Origin of the sequence: Paenibacillus thermotolerans (genome assembly GCF_028745515.1) — a bacterium.
In the GTDB taxonomy this organism is placed as follows: domain Bacteria; phylum Bacillota; class Bacilli; order Paenibacillales; family YIM-B00363; genus Paenibacillus_AE; species Paenibacillus_AE thermotolerans.
In genome coordinates, this window is the sequence record NZ_JAQZSG010000031.1 from 41,002 (window position 1) to 58,864 (window position 17,863).

Annotated in this window: 21 protein-coding genes and 1 pseudogene; 8 read left to right on the plus strand and 14 right to left on the minus strand. The window is 49.3% G+C overall.

Features of this window, described 5'->3' with window-relative positions; all coding sequences use genetic code 11:
• Positions 1–4: 4 nt before the first annotated feature.
• Together PT964_RS20900 and PT964_RS20905 are read right to left on the minus strand one after the other, a co-directional pair.
• The gene (locus PT964_RS20900) at positions 5–529 is read right to left on the minus strand and encodes a class I SAM-dependent methyltransferase (protein WP_274365294.1); all 525 of its coding nucleotides are present in this window, start codon (positions 527–529) and stop codon (positions 5–7) included.
• A 58-nt stretch (positions 530–587) separates the two neighbouring features.
• The gene (locus PT964_RS20905) at positions 588–1,169 is read right to left on the minus strand and encodes a TetR/AcrR family transcriptional regulator (protein ID WP_274365295.1); all 582 of its coding nucleotides are present in this window, start codon (positions 1,167–1,169) and stop codon (positions 588–590) included.
• Between the two features lie 125 nt (positions 1,170–1,294).
• Here PT964_RS20905 and PT964_RS20910 point away from each other — a divergent pair, with 125 nt between their 5' ends.
• Positions 1,295–1,837, plus strand: coding sequence for a hypothetical protein (locus tag PT964_RS20910; RefSeq protein WP_274365296.1), 543 nt, complete (start codon positions 1,295–1,297; stop codon positions 1,835–1,837).
• 24 nt (positions 1,838–1,861) lie between these two features.
• On the plus strand, positions 1,862–2,578 hold the full coding sequence (locus tag PT964_RS20915) for an HAD family hydrolase (protein WP_274365297.1): 717 nt from the start codon (positions 1,862–1,864) through the stop codon (positions 2,576–2,578).
• Positions 2,579–2,616: 38 nt separating this feature from the next.
• Here PT964_RS20915 and PT964_RS20920 read toward each other — a convergent pair whose 3' ends face one another.
• Positions 2,617–2,946, minus strand: coding sequence for an ArsR/SmtB family transcription factor (locus PT964_RS20920; protein ID WP_274365298.1), 330 nt, complete (start codon positions 2,944–2,946; stop codon positions 2,617–2,619).
• A 99-nt stretch (positions 2,947–3,045) separates the two neighbouring features.
• On the opposite strand from PT964_RS20920, the gene PT964_RS20925 reads away from it, so the two are divergent.
• From PT964_RS20925 to PT964_RS20945, 5 genes are all read left to right on the plus strand, one after another.
• The gene (locus PT964_RS20925) at positions 3,046–5,295 is read left to right on the plus strand and encodes a GDYXXLXY domain-containing protein (protein WP_274365299.1); all 2,250 of its coding nucleotides are present in this window, start codon (positions 3,046–3,048) and stop codon (positions 5,293–5,295) included.
• Between the two features lie 24 nt (positions 5,296–5,319).
• Entirely contained in the window at positions 5,320–6,102 is a 783-nt protein-coding gene (locus PT964_RS20930; RefSeq protein WP_274365300.1) for an SDR family oxidoreductase, read from the plus strand.
• A 161-nt stretch (positions 6,103–6,263) separates the two neighbouring features.
• Positions 6,264–6,707 (plus strand): Lrp/AsnC family transcriptional regulator, encoded by a 444-nt coding sequence (locus tag PT964_RS20935; protein WP_274365301.1) that lies wholly within the window; start codon positions 6,264–6,266, stop codon positions 6,705–6,707.
• Positions 6,708–6,716: 9 nt separating this feature from the next.
• Entirely contained in the window at positions 6,717–7,358 is a 642-nt protein-coding gene (locus tag PT964_RS20940) for a LysE family translocator (RefSeq protein ID WP_274365302.1), read from the plus strand.
• A 48-nt stretch (positions 7,359–7,406) separates the two neighbouring features.
• Positions 7,407–7,829, plus strand: coding sequence for a VOC family protein (locus PT964_RS20945; RefSeq protein ID WP_274365303.1), 423 nt, complete (start codon positions 7,407–7,409; stop codon positions 7,827–7,829).
• Between the two features lie 247 nt (positions 7,830–8,076).
• Here the strand turns inward: PT964_RS20945 and PT964_RS20950 are convergent, their stop codons facing one another.
• The 6 genes from PT964_RS20950 to PT964_RS20975 all read right to left on the minus strand — a co-directional run bounded on the left by PT964_RS20950 (position 8,077) and on the right by PT964_RS20975 (position 12,724).
• Positions 8,077–9,138 carry a histidine phosphatase family protein gene (locus PT964_RS20950; RefSeq protein ID WP_274365304.1) on the minus strand — a complete coding sequence of 354 codons (1,062 nt, stop codon included), beginning with the start codon at positions 9,136–9,138 and terminating at the stop codon, positions 8,077–8,079.
• Between the two features lie 645 nt (positions 9,139–9,783).
• On the minus strand, positions 9,784–10,002 hold the full coding sequence (locus PT964_RS20955) for a hypothetical protein (protein WP_274365305.1): 219 nt from the start codon (positions 10,000–10,002) through the stop codon (positions 9,784–9,786).
• A 2-nt stretch (positions 10,003–10,004) separates the two neighbouring features.
• Complete coding sequence (locus PT964_RS20960) at positions 10,005–10,454, minus strand: cache domain-containing protein (RefSeq protein ID WP_274365306.1); 450 nt, start codon at positions 10,452–10,454, stop codon at positions 10,005–10,007.
• Positions 10,455–10,480: 26 nt separating this feature from the next.
• Positions 10,481–10,666, minus strand: coding sequence for a hypothetical protein (locus PT964_RS20965; RefSeq protein ID WP_274365307.1), 186 nt, complete (start codon positions 10,664–10,666; stop codon positions 10,481–10,483).
• A gap of 340 nt (positions 10,667–11,006) precedes the next feature.
• Positions 11,007–11,891 carry a class I SAM-dependent methyltransferase gene (locus PT964_RS20970; RefSeq protein ID WP_274365308.1) on the minus strand — a complete coding sequence of 295 codons (885 nt, stop codon included), beginning with the start codon at positions 11,889–11,891 and terminating at the stop codon, positions 11,007–11,009.
• Complete coding sequence (locus PT964_RS20975; protein ID WP_274365309.1) at positions 11,891–12,724, minus strand: serine/threonine protein kinase; 834 nt, start codon at positions 12,722–12,724, stop codon at positions 11,891–11,893. Before PT964_RS20975 ends, PT964_RS20970 begins: the two co-directional genes overlap by 1 nt.
• A 231-nt stretch (positions 12,725–12,955) precedes the next feature.
• Here PT964_RS20975 and PT964_RS20980 point away from each other — a divergent pair.
• A pseudogene (locus PT964_RS20980) lies at positions 12,956–13,518 on the plus strand (ATP-binding protein).
• A 53-nt stretch (positions 13,519–13,571) separates the two neighbouring features.
• On the opposite strand, the gene PT964_RS20985 reads toward PT964_RS20980, so the two are convergent.
• The 5 genes from PT964_RS20985 to PT964_RS21005 form a co-directional block, all read right to left on the minus strand.
• Positions 13,572–13,931, minus strand: coding sequence for a VOC family protein (locus PT964_RS20985; protein WP_274365310.1), 360 nt, complete (start codon positions 13,929–13,931; stop codon positions 13,572–13,574).
• Between the two features lie 251 nt (positions 13,932–14,182).
• Positions 14,183–15,655 (minus strand): UDP-N-acetylmuramoyl-L-alanyl-D-glutamate--2,6-diaminopimelate ligase, encoded by a 1,473-nt coding sequence (locus tag PT964_RS20990; RefSeq protein ID WP_274365311.1) that lies wholly within the window; start codon positions 15,653–15,655, stop codon positions 14,183–14,185.
• Positions 15,652–16,203, minus strand: coding sequence for an HAD-IIIA family hydrolase (locus PT964_RS20995; RefSeq protein WP_274365312.1), 552 nt, complete (start codon positions 16,201–16,203; stop codon positions 15,652–15,654). The genes PT964_RS20990 and PT964_RS20995 overlap by 4 nt, the downstream gene beginning before the upstream one ends.
• A 3-nt stretch (positions 16,204–16,206) precedes the next feature.
• Positions 16,207–16,734, minus strand: coding sequence for a GNAT family N-acetyltransferase (locus tag PT964_RS21000; protein WP_274365313.1), 528 nt, complete (start codon positions 16,732–16,734; stop codon positions 16,207–16,209).
• Positions 16,735–16,754: 20 nt separating this feature from the next.
• Complete coding sequence (locus PT964_RS21005) at positions 16,755–17,594, minus strand: nucleotidyltransferase domain-containing protein (RefSeq protein ID WP_274365314.1); 840 nt, start codon at positions 17,592–17,594, stop codon at positions 16,755–16,757.
• Positions 17,595–17,863 lie beyond the last annotated feature (269 nt).

Here is a 17,863-nt window from a genome sequence, read left to right on the forward strand (position 1 = left end):
TTCACTACCCGAGTTCTCCAATCACACAGACGACGGGCACAGGGTTCTGATCGCCGAGCACGATCGGTCTGACTTCGAAGCCGGCGTTAAGCAGGTTTTGTTTTGTTTTTTCCGCAATTGCATTCACTTGCTCGGGCTTGGGCGGTTGATTGAACAAGTACACCGCGCCGCCCGGCAGCAGCAGTTTGCGGATCATAGCAAGCTCGCGGTCTGCCTTCATCCAGAACAAATTGACGTTGACGGCAAATATTTTGTCAAACCTGGATTGATTCAGAGCTGCCTCGTGAAACGGTGCAGCAAGAAAGCTTGCTTTCCCTTCCGAAACGAATTCGGCGTTCGTCTTCTTCGCGATTTCGATCATTGTTTCGGAACGGTCGATAGCAGTTATCGCACCATTGTCCAACCTCTTGCAAATATATGAAATCAAAGCTCCGTTTCCGCAGCCGAGTTCAAGCAGACGATCGGAAGGATTTACAGCCAACGTTTCTAAGGCCCATAAAAGCCGCTCTGCGATCGGCTTTGTTGTCATCGCGCCAGAGCCTCCTACCTTCAAGTTTTTGTTTACCTGATGATGAAAATTGCTTCGCTCAACCTATTGAATCAATATGCCGGCTCAGCACCTCGACGATTCGTTCGCGGTCCAATCTCTTAGGCTCTAGCATCGCATGCAGTGCCAGCCCATCAATCATTGCATACAACCGTTCGGCCTCGACTTCTTTGTCCAATCGTTTGTCGAACAAGCGCTCTTGATCCAAAAATTCGATGATATTTCTCATTCCCTCAAAAATTCCATCATGCCGTGCGTCAAACGAAACTTCCGCATATTTGCTGTGAAAGGTAAAGGCAAACCATACTTCCATTTCAGCCATCTTGTTATCGTCTACAGGCACAAGCTCGAGCAATATTGAAAGAACTTTTTCCTTCGGCGGCATGTCGCGCCGGATCATGTCATTGATTCGACTGTTGACCCGCTCCTTGACGAGATCCATAGCGAAAGCAAGCAGTTCTTGCTGGGTTGTGAAGTAATGGCGCAGCGCTCCAAGCGATAACCCTGCTTCTTCCGCAATCTTTCTTACTGTCGCCCCCTTCATTCCCTGATTCAAGATAACGCGCCATGTAGCCTCAGCGATCTGAACCTTTCTTTCCGTACGATCCACTATTTTCGGCATGTCCTAATCTTATCAAAGGGCAAATGCAAACACAATTAAATAATACAGTTGTATTATTTAGGGTGTGACGATATACTTACTTGTGTTATTTAATACATCTGTATTTTTAATAGAGGAGCATGATCATGGGGTTTGTGGCGTGGGCAATTATCGCTTGTGAAATATTGTTTTGGGCCGTTATTTTGTCGGGACTTATTGCACGTTATGTGTTCAAACGGCAAAAGCCGGGTTTCATATTGCTGGCATTAACGCCGGTTATTGACTTTTTATTATTAGTAACGACGAGCATTGACCTGATGCAAGGGGCGGCAGCCACGACGGCTCATGCGATTGCGGCGGTGTATATCGGAGTTTCGCTTATTTTCGGGAAAGGCATGATCGAATGGGCGGACGAACGGTTTCGCTATTACGTTGCGAAGCAAGGGCCGAAACCGATGAAGCGTTACGGTATCGATTATGCGAAGCATCAATTCAAGGGATGGATTAAGCACGTATTTGCCTTTTTGATCGGAGCTGCGCTTTTGATCGGGCTAATGCTCGTCATTAACGACTCGGCTCGTACTCAAGCTCTATCCGGAGTGTTGAAAATCTGGATGCTTGTACTTGGGATAGACTTTATAATCACCATGACTTACTGGATCTGGCCGAGGCAAGCGAAGCAGCCTTAAGCTTATTTTATAGGAGGCTTGCCTATGTTACCGAAAGCCTTATTATTGGATCTCGACGATACGATTATTTCATTTGATCATGGCGTTGATCTCGATCGTTGCTGGAAAGAGGCTTGCAGCAAGCATCTGCATGTGCAAGATGCAAATATTGAACATGTCGTATCCCTCATCAAATCGCAGGCAACATGGTTCTGGAGCGACCCCGAGAGGCATCGGATCGGACGGATGGATCTTGACCGGGCAAGAATAAGCATTGTCGCAAAAGCACTGGAAGATGCCAAACTTGACCATAGAGCTGCAGCCGAACGCATAGCGACCGAATATGGAATGATGCGTGACGAGGCTGTCTCCTTATATCCCGGCGCGGTCGAAGCGCTGCATTACTTCCGTGATGCCGGCATGAAGCTTGCGCTCATAACGAATGGAAGCTCACGCGCGCAAAGAAAGAAGATTGAGCGCTTCGGATTGGCTCCATTGTTCGATTGCATCATTATCGAAGAGGAATTCGGGGCCGGCAAGCCTGCTCCTGAAGTGTATATTCATGCTTTGGAACAACTCGGTGTCCGCGCGGATGAAGCTTGGATGATCGGGGATCGTTATGAATGGGAGGTTGCCGCACCTCAGAAATTAGGCATTAAGGGCGTCTGGGTAAATCCGAAAGGCACGGAGTGTCCGTCACCTATGCTCCCCTTTAGAACGATTGACACTCTAAGCGAAGTAATAAGTTTCTTTACGTCTTAAGACTCAAAAAAAGAGGTTGCCTGTCGACGGCAGCCTCTTTAATGTTTTGGTCCGCTGCCGGATTGCAGCTCGCTCAAATATTGATCCAGACGGTCAAGCCTCTCTTCCCAAATGGCGCGAAACGATTGAAGCCATTCGTCCATCTCTTGAAGCGGCTCGGCGCGAAGTTTATAAAATCGGCGATTGGCTTCCGGACGGACCTCCACGATCTCAGCCTCATTGAGCACCTTCAAATGCTTTGAAACCTGAGGCTGCCTCAATTGAAGCTTCTCCGCAATCTCATTCACGGTAAGCGGTCCGTCGCGAAGCAGTTCGACCATATGCAGCCGGTTCGGTTCAGCAAGTGCGCTTAATGTTTCCGTCCTCATGTCCATCCCCCTGCTGTATGATAATGAAAAATGAACTTTTGCTATGAGCCTGCCCGACACAACATTATAATACATTATATATCCACAAGAGAAGGGTTCGTGAAAACGGTGCTCCGATTAAACGCGATACGAGTGGTTTTTTTGCTAGGCGTTTCACTTATTGCTGCCGGCATCATTTATTTCTTTGCCGCGAACTGGGGCGGGTTGCCCCGATTACAAAAAATATCGCTTGCAGCAGGATTGATTGTAATATTTTACGGGGCGTCGTATTTGTTCTCGCGGCTAAAGACGCTTCCCGGCCATCATGCCTTTCTGTCCGACATATTGCTGGTCGCAAGCTGCATATCGTTCGGAGCGGCCGTCGCTCTGCTCGGTCAAATTTATAATTGGCACGCCGACAGTTATACGTTGTTTCTCGCCTGGTCCGTTCCTGCGTTATTGTTCGCCCGAATCGGGCGGTACGGCCCGTTCTATGTTCTTTCGTACGTACTGCTGCATGCAGCGCTATGGTTTTATTTCTACCCTTCATCCTTAGGAACAACTTACACTGAAATCGAACGCCTTGCAATCGGCGGATTGTTTGCATCGATCAATTTCATCGCATTCCTTCTTGCCGAGTACAAACGACTTCCGTCAGCGGCCGTAAAAACGTTGAGTTTTCTCGTTTTTTACCTTTTCCTGCTGCTGATGACGAATTCATTCGAATATGAAACGTATGGCGTATGGATAAACCTGCTTTATATCGTTGCGGCTATATTTTGTTTCTATTATTTTATCCGCATCCGTAGAAATAAGACGTTTCTTACATTGAATGCGCTGGCCGTGTCCGTTTTCGCCGTTTTTAAGTTTATCGAGTTGGCTTCCAGATTCGGTTCAACCGGCTTTTACGTGCTCGGGCTTTGCTTTGTCGCATTGCTCCTTACGGGGAACGTGCTGTTCTTTCGCTATGTCAACCGGTTAGATGATGAGTCTTCTCCCAGCTTACACATGGACGACTTCGAAGAGCGGCCGGAGCGGGAAACGAGCCGCAACGGGCGAATGCTTCGCGAAGTCGTATCAACGATCGTAACGATTGTCGGCGTATTGATCGGGAGCATTTCTTTAATCGGGCTCGTAATGTTTGCCGCGGGCAGCTCTGAGCCGCAATACGCGTTATTTATCATTGCTCTGGTGCTCATCGCCCCGATGCTTGCGCTCAACGAATGGAACGAAGCCGTCCGCTATACGCTGCTGACCGTCGGCTTTATCGCGGGAATCGTCTCAACCGTCTGGATCCATATGGCCGTCTTGTCTGTAGTTATGCTCCTTTTGTCCATAGCGGGATGGCTCGCATTAAAAGGACGCATCCAACGATTACTTACCTATGCCGTTACAAATTTGAATATCGGCATTGTGCTGGTTCAGCTGTTCGAATGGGCCGATCCGCAATTTGCATATTTTATTCTTACGCTTGCTGTTATTAACTCGGCTATATTCGTACCGCTTCATAGGAAGGCGGATCGGCCGTTCAGCCGGCATCTCAGGGAAAGCAGCTTGTTTTTTACTTTGCTGTACTTATTCTGGCTTACGTTTTTAGACGGCATTTTTCCATATTCCTATGAAATTTTTAATGCAGTCAACTTCATCGTCGTAACCTCGCTGATCTTCGTCTTTCTGCGGATGAAGAAATCGTCGGACGCAGGAGTCGCTTTTGTATTTTGGTTTGTGTATGTCGCATTCAAATATTACGATATGTTGTGGCCGCTGCTCCACAAATCGGTAACATTAATCGTTGCAGGAGTGCTTTTGTTCTCCGCTGTCTATATCATCGCACGAAAAGCCGGGTCCGGCGACGAGGAGCGACCCGGTTTGGCCATCGTCCGTAAGAGCTCGCTGGCGATATTCGCAGTCATCGTGCTGCAGCTCGCTTATTTGGGAGTTCAAGCCGTTAATAGCGAGATCCTTCTTACAAACGGAGTGTCCGTGAAGCTAGAGCTTCAACCGGTCGATCCGAGATCGCTGCTGCAAGGAGATTACGTTTCTCTCAACTACGATATTTCGGTCTTGCCCCACTCCGTTTCCGACTCTCCAAACCCTTATAGTCTAGCTCGGAGCGTAAAAGTGGTGCTGGCTCCTGACCAAAGCGGCGTATACCGTTTCGACCGCATGCTTGCACCGGGTGAATCGATCGCGGAAAAAGAGGTCGTCATAAACGGCAAGCTGCTGGGAGGACAAAGGGTATACTATGGAATAGAAACGTACTTCGTCCCCGAAGGTGCCGGGCTAGAGGTGGAACGGTCCGCTCGCTTCGCCTACATTCGGGTCGGCGCAAGCGGCGACGCATTGTTGGAACGGCTTGCCGAAAACTAGGCATTAGTTTAAGGAGGAAACGGCATGGAACTAGGATTACAAGGGAAAACGGCCGTCATTACAGGAGGAAGCAAAGGCATCGGTCTTGCAACCGCGCTTGCTTTAGCTGCAGAAGGCGCACAAGTGACAATCGTTGCGCGGGGCGTAGATGCGTTACAAACAGCGGCGGAGCAAATCCGCAACAAGACCGGTGCGGAACCTTTGACCGTTGCTGCGGACGTAGCCAACCAACAAGACGTATTGCGCGCGGTGGAACAGACCGTAGAACGGTTCGGCGGAATCGATATTTTGGTGAACAATGCCGGTACGGCGGCGGCGAATGCTTTTGAGGCTGTAACGGACGGCATGTGGGAAGCGGATTTGGATTTGAAGCTGTTCGGAGCGGTACACTTTAGCCGCGCGGTCATCCCCCATATGCGTAATCGAGGCGGCGGCGCCATAGTCAACGTGACCGCCGTCGGGGGCAAGGCACCTCCTGCCGGTTCCCTGCCGACCTCGGTTAGCCGCGCCGCAGGATTGGCGCTGACAAAGGCGATGAGCAAAGATTTGGCCCGCGACAACATCCGGGTAAACGCCGTATGCATCGGGTTGATCCGAAGCGATCAGATCGAGCGAACGTGGCAGGCGACAGCCCCGGAGCTTACATGGGAGCAGTACGCGGCGGATCCGCGCCATCAAATTCCGCTTGGAAGAATCGGCAACACCGAAGAGGCAGCCAACGTAATCGCCTTCCTGGTGTCGGAAGCTGCTTCATACGTTACCGGAAGCTCGGTCAACATCGACGGCGGCAAGTCTCCCGTATTGTAAAGATATAAATTCAAGAAAGACGGCCTTTACGGTCGTCTTTCTTTGTGATTCTTAAATAAAATTTGTCGAAAACTTTATTTATTTAGTTATTTTCACAAAGTATTTACATGGATTAATGTTATTTTATAGAATCTCATTAATGATAAAAAGCGGGTGACGATATGGATCATACGGATATGAAAATATTGAACGCGTTGCACGAAAACAGCAGGATGACGATTTCGGAGATCGGCAAAAGAGTCAATCTCTCCATTCCGTCCGTAACCGAGCGAATCCGAAAAATGGATGAGGCCGGCATTATCGAGTGTTATACGATCAAAATCAATCGTGCGAAAACGAACTATAAGCTTCTCGCTTATGTGCTGGTGACACTCGACCGCACCGAGCATATTGAAGGCTTCCGAAACGCAATGCTCGAATGCGCCTCCGTGCTGGAATGCCATCATATCGCCGGCGAATACGACTATTTATTGAAGGTCTTAGTGGAAGATCCTATGCAGCTTGAGCGCTTTTTGTCCGAAACGTTAAAAAAAATTCCCGGCGTGCAAAAAAGCAACACTATGATCACGCTATCCACTGTAAAGGAAAATCTCAATATTCTTTAGGAGGGGCGAATGATGCTGCTCAAGGGCTTTAAATTAGGAATGCTTTTGCAGCTGGCGGTAGGTCCGATTTGTATATTTATTTTTCAAATTGCGACTGTCCATGGCTTTCTTGCGGCTGCTGCGGGTGCTCTAGGAGTTGCGGCGGTCGACGGTCTTTATATTGCTGCAGCCATTCTCGGAATTGCTTCGATGATGGAGCGCCGAAGCACGCAGCTCGGATTAAAGCTATTCGGAGCTGCGGTTCTATTTGTCTTTGGGGTAGTCATGATCATAGATGCATTCCGTCACGGCACGCTTCCTTCATTCAACGTACGGAGTATTTCGGGCGCTGACCATGTATTTTTAATTGCAATGCTGCTAACCGCATCAAATCCGCTGACTATCTTATTTTGGGCGGGCATTTTTTCGGCGAAATTAACGGAGGAGCGAATGGCGCGTCATGAGCTTTATACGTTCGGGCTCGGCGCTTTGGGAGCTACGGTTATTTTCTTGACCGTCGTTGCGCTTGCCGGCAGTGTAACCCGCGATTTCATCACCCCGTTCCTGGCACAGTTGCTTAATGTCTCGGTCGGCAGTCTGTTTGTTTTATTTTCATTCAAAATGCTGCGGAAGAAGCAGCGTACTTTGCCGGAACAAAAGAAAATGGTATAATGTGGGACATGCAGGTTTGAAACGTAATTTATTTAAGGAGTGAACCGAATGGCTGTAGAAGTATATTTGAATTTTAACGGGAACTGCCGCGAGGCTGTGGAGTATTACGCGAAGGTGTTCGGTAATGAAAATCCGCAAATTATGACCTTCGGCCAAATGCCGCAGGATTCGAATCATCCGCTCCCGGAGGAAGCGAAAAACCTGGTCTTGCACGCCAGGCTGAACATTAGCGGAAGCAATGTTATGTTCTCCGATACGTTCCCCGGCATGCCGTTCACAGTAGGAAATAATGTGAACCTAACCCTTAACAGCACAAACTTGGACGAGGTCAAATCGGCGTTCGATCAGCTTAAAGAAGGCGGCAAAGTCAACATGGAGCTTCAAGAGACGTTCTGGAGCAAATGCTACGGTTCGTTAACCGACAAGTTCGGCATTGAATGGCAATTTAACTACGACAGCGGCGAAATGTAACAAAACGGAAGGATGTAGGGCTTCTCGAGTGTCGGAGGAGTCCTCTATCCTTCTTTTTTTGGGGTGTCGCTTCAGTGACTGTGCCCTCTGGCTGAGGTTAACGGAACCGGGTGTCCGCTAAATCGGTAAATCCGCAGATTTCCACTGATTTTTGGCGAGTTAGCGGATATGTCTTCCCGTTAATTCGTCATTTTCCCTCATTTCGCCTCATTCAGCGGACAAACGGTTCCGTTAACGGGGGTTCGCTCTAATACGCTTCCCCTATGAAGATCTGGTTTCTCTGAAAAAAGTCGGCCGACTCCTCGTACGTTATTGAAGATAAAACTTGAGCCAGCTTCACGAACTTGATATTGCCGATTTCTTCGTCTTTAGGCTTTAAATCGGTGCGATCGCCGGAATAGCGTACAAGGAACATCGTAGTTTTCTGGCTCTCGAACCCTATTTTTCTTCTAACATGCTCGCTGAAAGGAAAACAAATCGGATCCTCGAACCGCTGCAAAATTTGATACGCGGTCGATCCCGTCTCTTCCGACAGTTCCCTTGCCAATGCGTCCTGATGATCCGCATCGGTCGGTTCTACTCCGCCTTTCGGAAAGTCCCAGGTTGCTTCTACTTTTTCGCCGGCACCCATTATTTTTTGCACCAGCATGCATTCGTCGCCTTGAATGACGATTGCGCCGACAGCTTCCCGTACGGAACGATAATGCGATGTATCCCCGTATATTTTTACTTCCGCAACCCCGTCTTCAATTTCTACCTTACAAAGAGCCGTCGAATGAAGAAGAGGAGGGTCCCATAGCTTTTGAAGCGGCCTCCGTTCGAAATATGACATCATTGTTTTTAACACGGCGGCGTGCGTAACGATCAAGACGGTGTCCCCGGCATGCTGCTCTATAATGCTATGTAAATAAGGGATCACCCGCCTCTCGAGTTCGTAGAAGGATTCGCCGCCATAGACCGGCTCATATACATGCGGCGTATTCCAGAACGAAAAATAATTATCCTTGAACTCAGTTTCAAGCTCTGACCCGATCCTGCCCTCCCAGCTTCCCATGTTTATTTCTCGTAGTTCATCGGAGGGCACGATCCGAATAGACCGCCGGCCTGCTATGAGACCCGCGGTTTCCATAGCTCGGTTGCTTGAGCTGGAGTATACGGCTCCAAACTCCACATGTTCTAACGCTTCGCCCAGCCAACGCGCCTGCCACCGTCCAAGATTTGTAAGAGGCGAATCTTTATGCCCTTGCAGTCTTTTTTCGCGGTTCCATACCGTTTCTCCGTGCCTCGTCAAATATACTGTGGTTTTCAACGACAACCCCCCTCTTACAACATAGAAATTTCTACCAATCTATTTCATTGTACACAATCATCCCCCGCGACACCTACATAAATAATAGAACCACTACAAGTGCAAGTATGCCCGTAATCATTCGATGCGCCTGAAATTCAGGCATAAAATTCAAACCCTTGCCGTGTAACGACTTATTGCAGGTGGGTCTCATGCTCATTTGGCGGTAAATGGGGGCAATAGCGCGGTGAAACCTCACTAATTCGCTGAAATACGCGCTGCGAGGTAACATAGTGAGGTCAAACTTTCTTATTTCGGCGGATCCATGTTCATTAGGCGGTGTGCGGGGGAAATAGCGCAGTAAAACCTCACTATTTCACTAAAATACGCGCTGCAAGGTAACATAGTGAGGTCAAACTTTCTTATTTCGGCGGATCCGTGCACATTAGGCGGTGTACGAGGGCAATCAGCGTGACTTCCAATAATGTAACACTACAGGTTGCTATTCAGCCCAAATCAGCGAACGAAAAATTTTTAGCAACACTTGGAGTTGCTATTTCCCGATTTTCATCTTTGGAACCTAGTTTTTGGGACCAACAGCAACTTGTAGTGTGGCTATGTTCCCAAACAAAGCGAAAAACAGGCCGATAGCAACTCCCCGTGTTGCTATTTCATATGAAAATGATAAGCGGGCAGCAAACGGTCCTTCAGCAGCCCCATCAGCAGACCGGACGTAATTTCCGCAACCGTCAAGCCCGATTCGATCGCCCAAGGCCCCCAGCCCCTATCTGCGGGAGAACCGAATACTTCCCGCAGCTCGACGTCGAACGCCCGTGCCCAAGCGCCGTCGATCGCCTTGTTGCCGCTCATGATTTGAGCGGACATGTTCATCGGCCGCTCAGCACGTTAACGCCGTTCTCGTCAAGAACGACGATATGCGTGCCGAGCTCTTTATTGTAAGCGAGCAAGTGCTCCTGCAGCGCCTGATTGTTCAGCAGGAGCACTAAGTAACCGCCTTTATTCGTCTTTACCGGTGTCGAAGGGACAATCAGCGCCAAATGCGGCGAAGCTTGCACCTCATGCGAAAAAAACTGCAAAAACGGCGACTGCTGCTCCTTTACCTTATCGAGCATCTTTACGTCTTCGAACATGCCGAAGGGGGTGATCCCTGTTTGCGAATCGAACACCTGCTGCGTTTGCAGATTGATTAAGTAAACCCTTTCAATGAACGGCTCGGTTGAAAGGAAATTGGTAATCGTGCTCAAAACCTCCATGTCCGCCAGCGGATCAAACTTTTCGGTCTGCAGCCATTCCTGAATGTTCTGGTCCTCGTACATATTAAGGCCGTACGCTTTCAGCTTGTTTAGGATATACTCCGTTTGGCTGGCAGTATGAGCGATTTGTCCTGATTGAACAAGTCCATTTGCGAGTAAGCGTATTTGGAAAATTGGTTGGACAGAAATAAAGAAAAAGGAACGACGATAATCGTCAGCACGATTCCGATCCAAAGGAAGAGACGTATGAAATTTCGTGATGGCAGTTCCCTCATGATCCGCCCTCCGTTTGCTGTTGTTTGCATATGTATACGACGCAAGGGTATTCTCGTCCTTCAAGCCGTACCTTCCTTTTCACGGAGCATCGTACCATGGAACGAACGGACCCGCCTAGTTTTCATTCGGCGAATCCGGTTCTGGAACGGAGAACGAACCGCATCGGACAATAAAGAACCGCCAGTCGGTCAGGAAGCGGTTGCCGCTGCACCACGAACAAACGGGCAGCCCCAAAAATGGGTGCGGCCCGTTTTCTATTACGGTTGAGGCTTGGAGGTTACTTCCATTATATCAGATTGTCCTACTTCCGCTTCCGAAATATCGATAATTCAAATAAAGTCAGCATTGTTTGGTTCCGTAAGAAACTCTCATCGTGCCGGCGAATATCGAGTGGTATTGCAATCCGTTCTGCGAGAACTCGGTATGCAGCAGCAGTTCCGCCTCGAATTGGCTTCTCGCCTCCTCCTCCGACAATCCGCGCTTTATGAGATTGCCGACAAACTTCTCCTCGCTCGGCGGCGGTGCCGAAAAGCCCTCGTCGCAAATCGTTCGATACAGCTTTTCTTTATCGTCCGCATCCGGGTGCAAAAAGTTAACTCGGTCGCTGATTCGGCTGCCGATGTTTGTTAACCCAAGCTCTCTCATATATATAGGAATTTTTATGCCGATGTTGCCGTCTTTTCCCGTCCGCTTGAAATCCAGCTCGTACAGCTTCTGAAGAATGCCCAGATTCACAATTTTCGATTGCTCGATCTCGTGCACATAGAAGTTAGCCATGGCGGAGTTCCAGTGAGGCTCGATGCAGATCAGGCGGCCGCCCCGTTTGACGCTTCGCATCATTTTTCCCATAATTTCTTTAGGATTGGGCAGATGCATAAGCAGCGCCTGACAAATGGCGATATCATACGCGCTTTCTTCTACCTGCAGCTTGTTCACGTCACTGACAATAAACTCCGCCACGAAAGGAAGACCGCTAAAAATTTCCCTGGCTCTCTCAATCAACTTATTTCCTCGATCGACTCCGGTGTAAGTGGACCCTTCGGGCAAATAAGGGAGCAGCTTGTAACCCAAATAACCGATTCCGCAGCCGAAATCGATCATGTTAACAGGCTCCGTAATGCTCCACACGCGTTTTACTAAAAATTCCAGATAATCGTCGTTGAAGAACATATAACGGCTGTTCAACAAATATTCCGCTTGATCGTCCCACTCGAATGTTTCCATTACACCGCCTCCTCCGCCAGTGCCCTTTTCCACTCCGAGTAAAAATGGTTTACCGACGCATACCGCTCTTCTTTAATCGGCGAAACGGCTTTGATCGCAACATGAAGCAGACTATCCGAAGCTCTCCATTGGTCTGCCGACCTAACGCCGTTTCCAAGAAACATAAAAGCTAAAGCGCCCATCGTAAACACGTTGGTCCGATGATCGATCACGCTCCCTTTGCAAAACTCTTCCGGCGCCATCAAGCTTCTCGATCCCGGCAGCCTCTCCTGCTCCAGTATAAAAGGGCCGCTCGCATAATGGTCAAAGTCGCAGCAATGAACTTCATCCGTATCAAAATCGTAAATCATACTTCCCGCATAAAAATCTACAGCCACATAGCCTTTACTTTCGATCTCGGAATGAAGAGAATAGACGGCATTCAACGCTTGGATGATCTTATGCGGAGGAAGCTGACGGAAACGGAAGTGCGGGGATAACGGATTGTTTTTCCCTTCGGGTCCCGGGAAATCGGGCGAGCTAAGCACTTCTCCGTTAACCCAGTCGAATACGAGGGCGTATCCGTCCTTCGTACGCAAGGAATTACGCAATGCCGGCATAACCTCGCTGCTTACTGCCCGGTTAAAAGCTTCGGCGTTTTTCAGCCGCTCGATCGCCTCCTTGCGCCCGGAGTACTTCACGAACAGCTTCGTACCTTCCACCGCCACTCCGTACGAGATACAGCCCGAATCCTGTTTGTCGAACACTTTAAAAATATCGCCGATCCGTTTCAAAAACGTTTCAATGTCCTCCGATACATCGTTTACCGACAGCAGTTCGTTCTTTGGATACATTTTTAGCGCCTCCTTTTGCGTACGGTCGATCTATTTCAAAACTGCCGCAAAAGAAATATATCCAAAAAACGCCAAAAAATATAGACTTATAATAATCTGTAAGCTATACTACTATTATAGAAGCCAAGGACTGCTATGCTTATGTTTCATATTGTCTGCGAACGAACACGACACGCCGGTGTCGTTTTTTTATTGCATGGCTCGGCGGGAGGAAAGAAAGGAAAAGCCTTGATGAAACGATTAGCGATTATTACAGTCGGTAAAACCCATAGCGGAAAAACCACATTTGCCAGAGCTTTAGAACAACGTCTGCGCAATTCGGTAGTGATCGATCAGGATAACCATGCTGAATTTATCAATACATATACTACAAAACCTTACGGCCCGAACAAGGACCCAATACCATAAAGCATGCCATCACGAATACGATCGTTGATTATGCTGTTCATCATACCGATTTTCATCTCATCCTTTGCAACTCCAATCGCGTGCGTAAAGGCCGTTTGGAGCTTCTCGAACATTTTCGTAATAAAGGTTTTATCTCTGTTCTTGTTCATTTTGATATTCCGGATCATATTCTTCAGCAGCGCGTCGCCGCAAGTCAGCGCAGTAAACAAGTATTTCGAAGCGCATCTTCTTTTGAGGAAGTGCTTATTCGGCAGCAGGCTGAGACGAATAAAGGCGACGTGATCCCACCGGAAGAAGGCGAAGCGGACCATTTCTTTGTGATTAAAGACTCGAATGAAGTTCAGCCGACTATAAAAAAAATGATCGATATTGCGACAAGTTTATGATTGATGCTATCGGCTTGACATTAGGAAAGGCCGCCGATCGCTCGGCAGCCCCTTTATCCCCCCACTAAAACAAACACGTTATTGTCCGGCGCTTGCATGACCGCCGCATGCCCGCCCAATGGGTTAGGAAAGGGTGTGCGGATCCAGCGAACCTCCGGATTCGATTGTAAAAACCGGTAAGTTTCTCTAACGTCCTCAACGACAATCTCAGTTTCAACAAATGCAAGATTCGGATTCGTCTTCAGCACTAGCTCCGAATTGCCTTCAGGATACTTCAAACCAACCAGCTTCCACTGCTTCCCTTCATCCTGAAAAGCTTCCCAGGACTTCGTTAAGCCTAACGATTGATAAAACTCCAACGATTTTTCCAAATGTTCCGTGTAAATAGCGACACATTCGATTTTCTTCCACATATCGTCCCGCTCCCCCGCAGCAGCTTCATTCGATCCGATCCGTTCGATCGATCAAACCAAGGATACTACATTGCCCTACGGGCAAGGTCAAGACCTAGCTGAACCGTCTACGCGAAAGCATAAATAATGTCCTCCAAATGCAATGCCCTCGATCCTTTGACCAGAACGACATCGCCAGCTTCGATAAAAGCTACATGCCCCTGCGGGAACTTCTCTTGCGCGGCTTCCGCAATTTGCAGTCCCAGCTACGGTTAATCACGGGACGCCACCTCTTTTCCAATAAACTGCCTTACAACCTCCGAATCGTCGAAATGATGCTTCACTCCCATTACTTCCTGATAATTCTCATGGCCTTTGCCCGCGATAACGACGACATCCTCCGGTTTTGCCAAGGCGAGCGCACGATGAATCGCAGCTTTACGATCCTCGATCGTTTCATAACGGCAGCCGGTTTCCGCCAATCCGGCCTCTATATCCTCCATGATCATGACCGGGTCTTCCGTTCTCGGATTGTCGGAAGTAATGATGCAAACATCCGAGTGCGTTCCGGCAATGCTTCCCATGATCGGGCGTTTCGTTCGATCCCTGTCGCCTCCGCATCCGAATACGGTAATGATTTGTCCTTTCGCAAACCCTTTCACGGTTGACAGAACATTATCCAGCGCATCCGGGGTATGGGCGTAATCGACGATCACCGAATATCCCCGGCTTGCAGCGATCGTTTGAAATCTGCCTTCCACTCCTTCAACGGACGCCAGACCGCACGCAATTTGCTCAAGCGAAAGCCCCAGCTCAAGGCAAACGGCAATGGCGGCCAGTGCGTTGTAAACGCTGAAGATGCCGGGGATGCGCAGTTTCATCCGCACCGCTTCGCCGCCGGCTGCGACGGTAAATGCTACCTCTTCGCTCGAAAGCGATACGTCCGAGGCTTTCAAATCGGCGTCATTCGTCACTCCATAGGTCGTTATTTCGCAGCTTCCTTCTCGGCGAATCACTTCGGCGGTCGGATCATCCGCGTTAACGATTCCTCTCTTGCACATTCGAAACAGCTTGAGCTTTGCATTCATGTAATTTTCCATCGTTTTATGGTCGTCCAGATGGTCTTGCGTTAAGTTCGTAAAGACGCCGATATCGATATCCGTATGATCGAGCCGATGCAGCTCCAACGCCATGGATGTCGCTTCCATGACGACATCGCCTGCGCCTTCGTCAAGCATCCGCTTGAACAACGCATGAAGATCCAGTGCCTCGGGCGTCGTATAGGTCGTCTTTTCCATCTTAAGCACTTGATCGCCGATGCGGTTATGAATCGTTCCGATGACGCCTGTTTTTCTTCCGGCGGACTCAAGAATCGCTGCAATTATCGTCGAAACCGACGTTTTTCCGTTCGTTCCCGTGATTGCTACGGTGTTTAGTCTCTTTGAAGGTTCCCCGTAAAATCGGTGAGCAAGCAGCGGTACTAGTTTGCGGGTATCGGCCGCTTTGACCGCGCATATTCCAGGCGGCAGGTCGTCGATGTCACGTTGAATGAGTACGACAGCAGCTCCTTTACGCGCCGCTTCACGAATGTAATCATGCCCGTCAAGCTTGAAGCCTTGAATGCAAACAAACATCGAGCGCTCCCGCACCTTGCGCGAATCATACGTTATATGTCCGACCTCGGTCTGCTCCGTGCCTTGAATAACGGTATAATCAATCCCGGCCAACAGGTCCGCCAGCTTCAAAATATCCCCTCCTGCTTATTATCCAACAGCCATTTCACGCCTTCCAACACGTTGTCCGCGATAAAATCGGGCTCCGCCTCTGCCCATTGGCTGCGATATTTGCCCAGCGATTGCTCGCCCCACCCGGTTTTCACCAATATTTTGACCGCTCCGACCCGCTCGGCCGCCAGCATATCCGTCGAACCGACGTCCCCGATCACTACACACTTCGTCAGGTCCAATCGGTGCTCCTCGGCTGCGCGGAGAAGCATCCCCGGCGAAGGCTTCCGGCAATCGCAGCCTGCATCGGAGGAATGAGGGCAAATATAGGCTTGATCGAATCCGAACGAAGCGAACTGCTCGACAAACTGCTCCTCCGCCGCTTCCCCTTTGGAGATCCGATGTTGGTTCGTAAAGGCAAACACTTTGATCCCCTCATGTTTTAACCGTTCGATCGCTTCCGCGGCGAAGGGATACAACTCAAAATCTTTCGGATGTATGAAGTGCCCCGTTCCGCCGATCGATCCGTCCCGGTCGATAAAGACCGCCTGCACCGTTTGCGATGGCATCGATTATTCCTCCCTGCACAGCAATCCGAGATCTTCCCACCGGTATGCCGCTTCCACCAGCGTAGACCCGCCGATTTCAATCGACTTGGTGAGCGCAAACGTTCCGCCCAAATTTTCATAGAAATATTTCGAGCGATTTTTTTCCAACACCCAGATTAGCATAGATTGATAGCCGTCACCGTTCAATTGTTCCGCGAGCGCTCGGACAAGCTTCTTTCCAAGTCCCTTCCGGTGATGTGCCTCCAAAATATAGATTGCATACAGCTCCCCTTCCGCCTCGCCGAATTTCCCCGTTCGTTCCTTCCCGCCGGAGCAGAACCCGACAATGCTTCCGTCGCCATCCTCAGCTACGAAAACAACGTTCGTATCCGTCCGTTTCAACGTATTGACCCATCGTTCAGTCCGTTCTTTATAAGATAATGAGTTCAAATATTCATCCGGAACAATGCCCTTATACGTCGTGCGCCAGCTGTCCACATGCACTCTGGCGATCGCTTCCGCATCTTGCAATACCGCTCTCCTTATATGCATCTATTACTCCCCCCTTGCTTTTATAACGCCATCTCGAACATTTTTGCGCACCACTCTTGCCTTACGTCCAATCCTGTATTAACGCACAACGATTTATGAAGCCGCATAAATTCGGGTACGATGCTTGCCGTCGTCTTCATGATCTGCTCGGGGCTGCGGCTGCAATCCCATGCTGCAAGCAGCTCCTTCTGCCAATCCGTCAGGCCGCTTCGTTCCCCTTCCAGCTTCGACCAAACGCCCCAGGCGCTGTCCGCCCAGCGATCCTTCTCCATATACCACCCGCGAGCCATCATCCAGCGAAACTTGTCGAGGTAAGAAATCGCGTAGTAAAGCTCGCCCCGCATGACGGAGCGGTACGTCTCGTGAACATAGGCGAATACTTTTCCTCTCCACTGCTCGACATCTTCAGCTGTCGGTATGTATTCGATCTGCGCCGACTTTTCCAGCACGTCGTTCACCAAACCATGAGGATCATACAGAGCTTTAAGCCCTTTCATCCAAATCGAGCTTACGAGCTCGCTCGGTGTCTGGTACCACGTGTCCATCTTTACAAAACAATCATAATGCACGACAACGACCGGGCTAGCAGCCGAAGCGTCTTCGAAGTACAGAACCTTTCCCCAGTTTTTCGGACGGACCCGCTTTTGCCGAATGAAGCTGTCCCTTTTCCCCGGGTCAACGATCGTATGGAGGTCGATGTCGGAATACGTATCGTAATTCCCTTTCGCCAGCGAGCCCCCTAAATAAATGGCCAGAACATCCGGATCCCCGGTTAAATCGTCCAGCGCCTTCGTTAAAAGCTCCTCTCTTCGTCTCGGCAGCTCGGCATCGCGTGCCGTATGCCTTGTCACATACCCCATATAATCTCCTCCCGTTTGTTTGAGAACTTAGCAACACTTGGTGTTACTATTGAACGTTTTTCGTACCCTTGCCGAAATTTAGCAACACCTGAAGTTGCTATTGTCACAAAATCGCTCATTGAAAGCTGCTTTTGTCACAAATAACAACTTCTCGTGATGCTGCGGTTTGCGCAATGACGGAAATTGAGCAGATAGCAACACGTAGTGTTGTTAAAGTTACGCCACAATCGAGTAGATAGGGGCGGCTAGCCCCTGACCTCTCACACCAC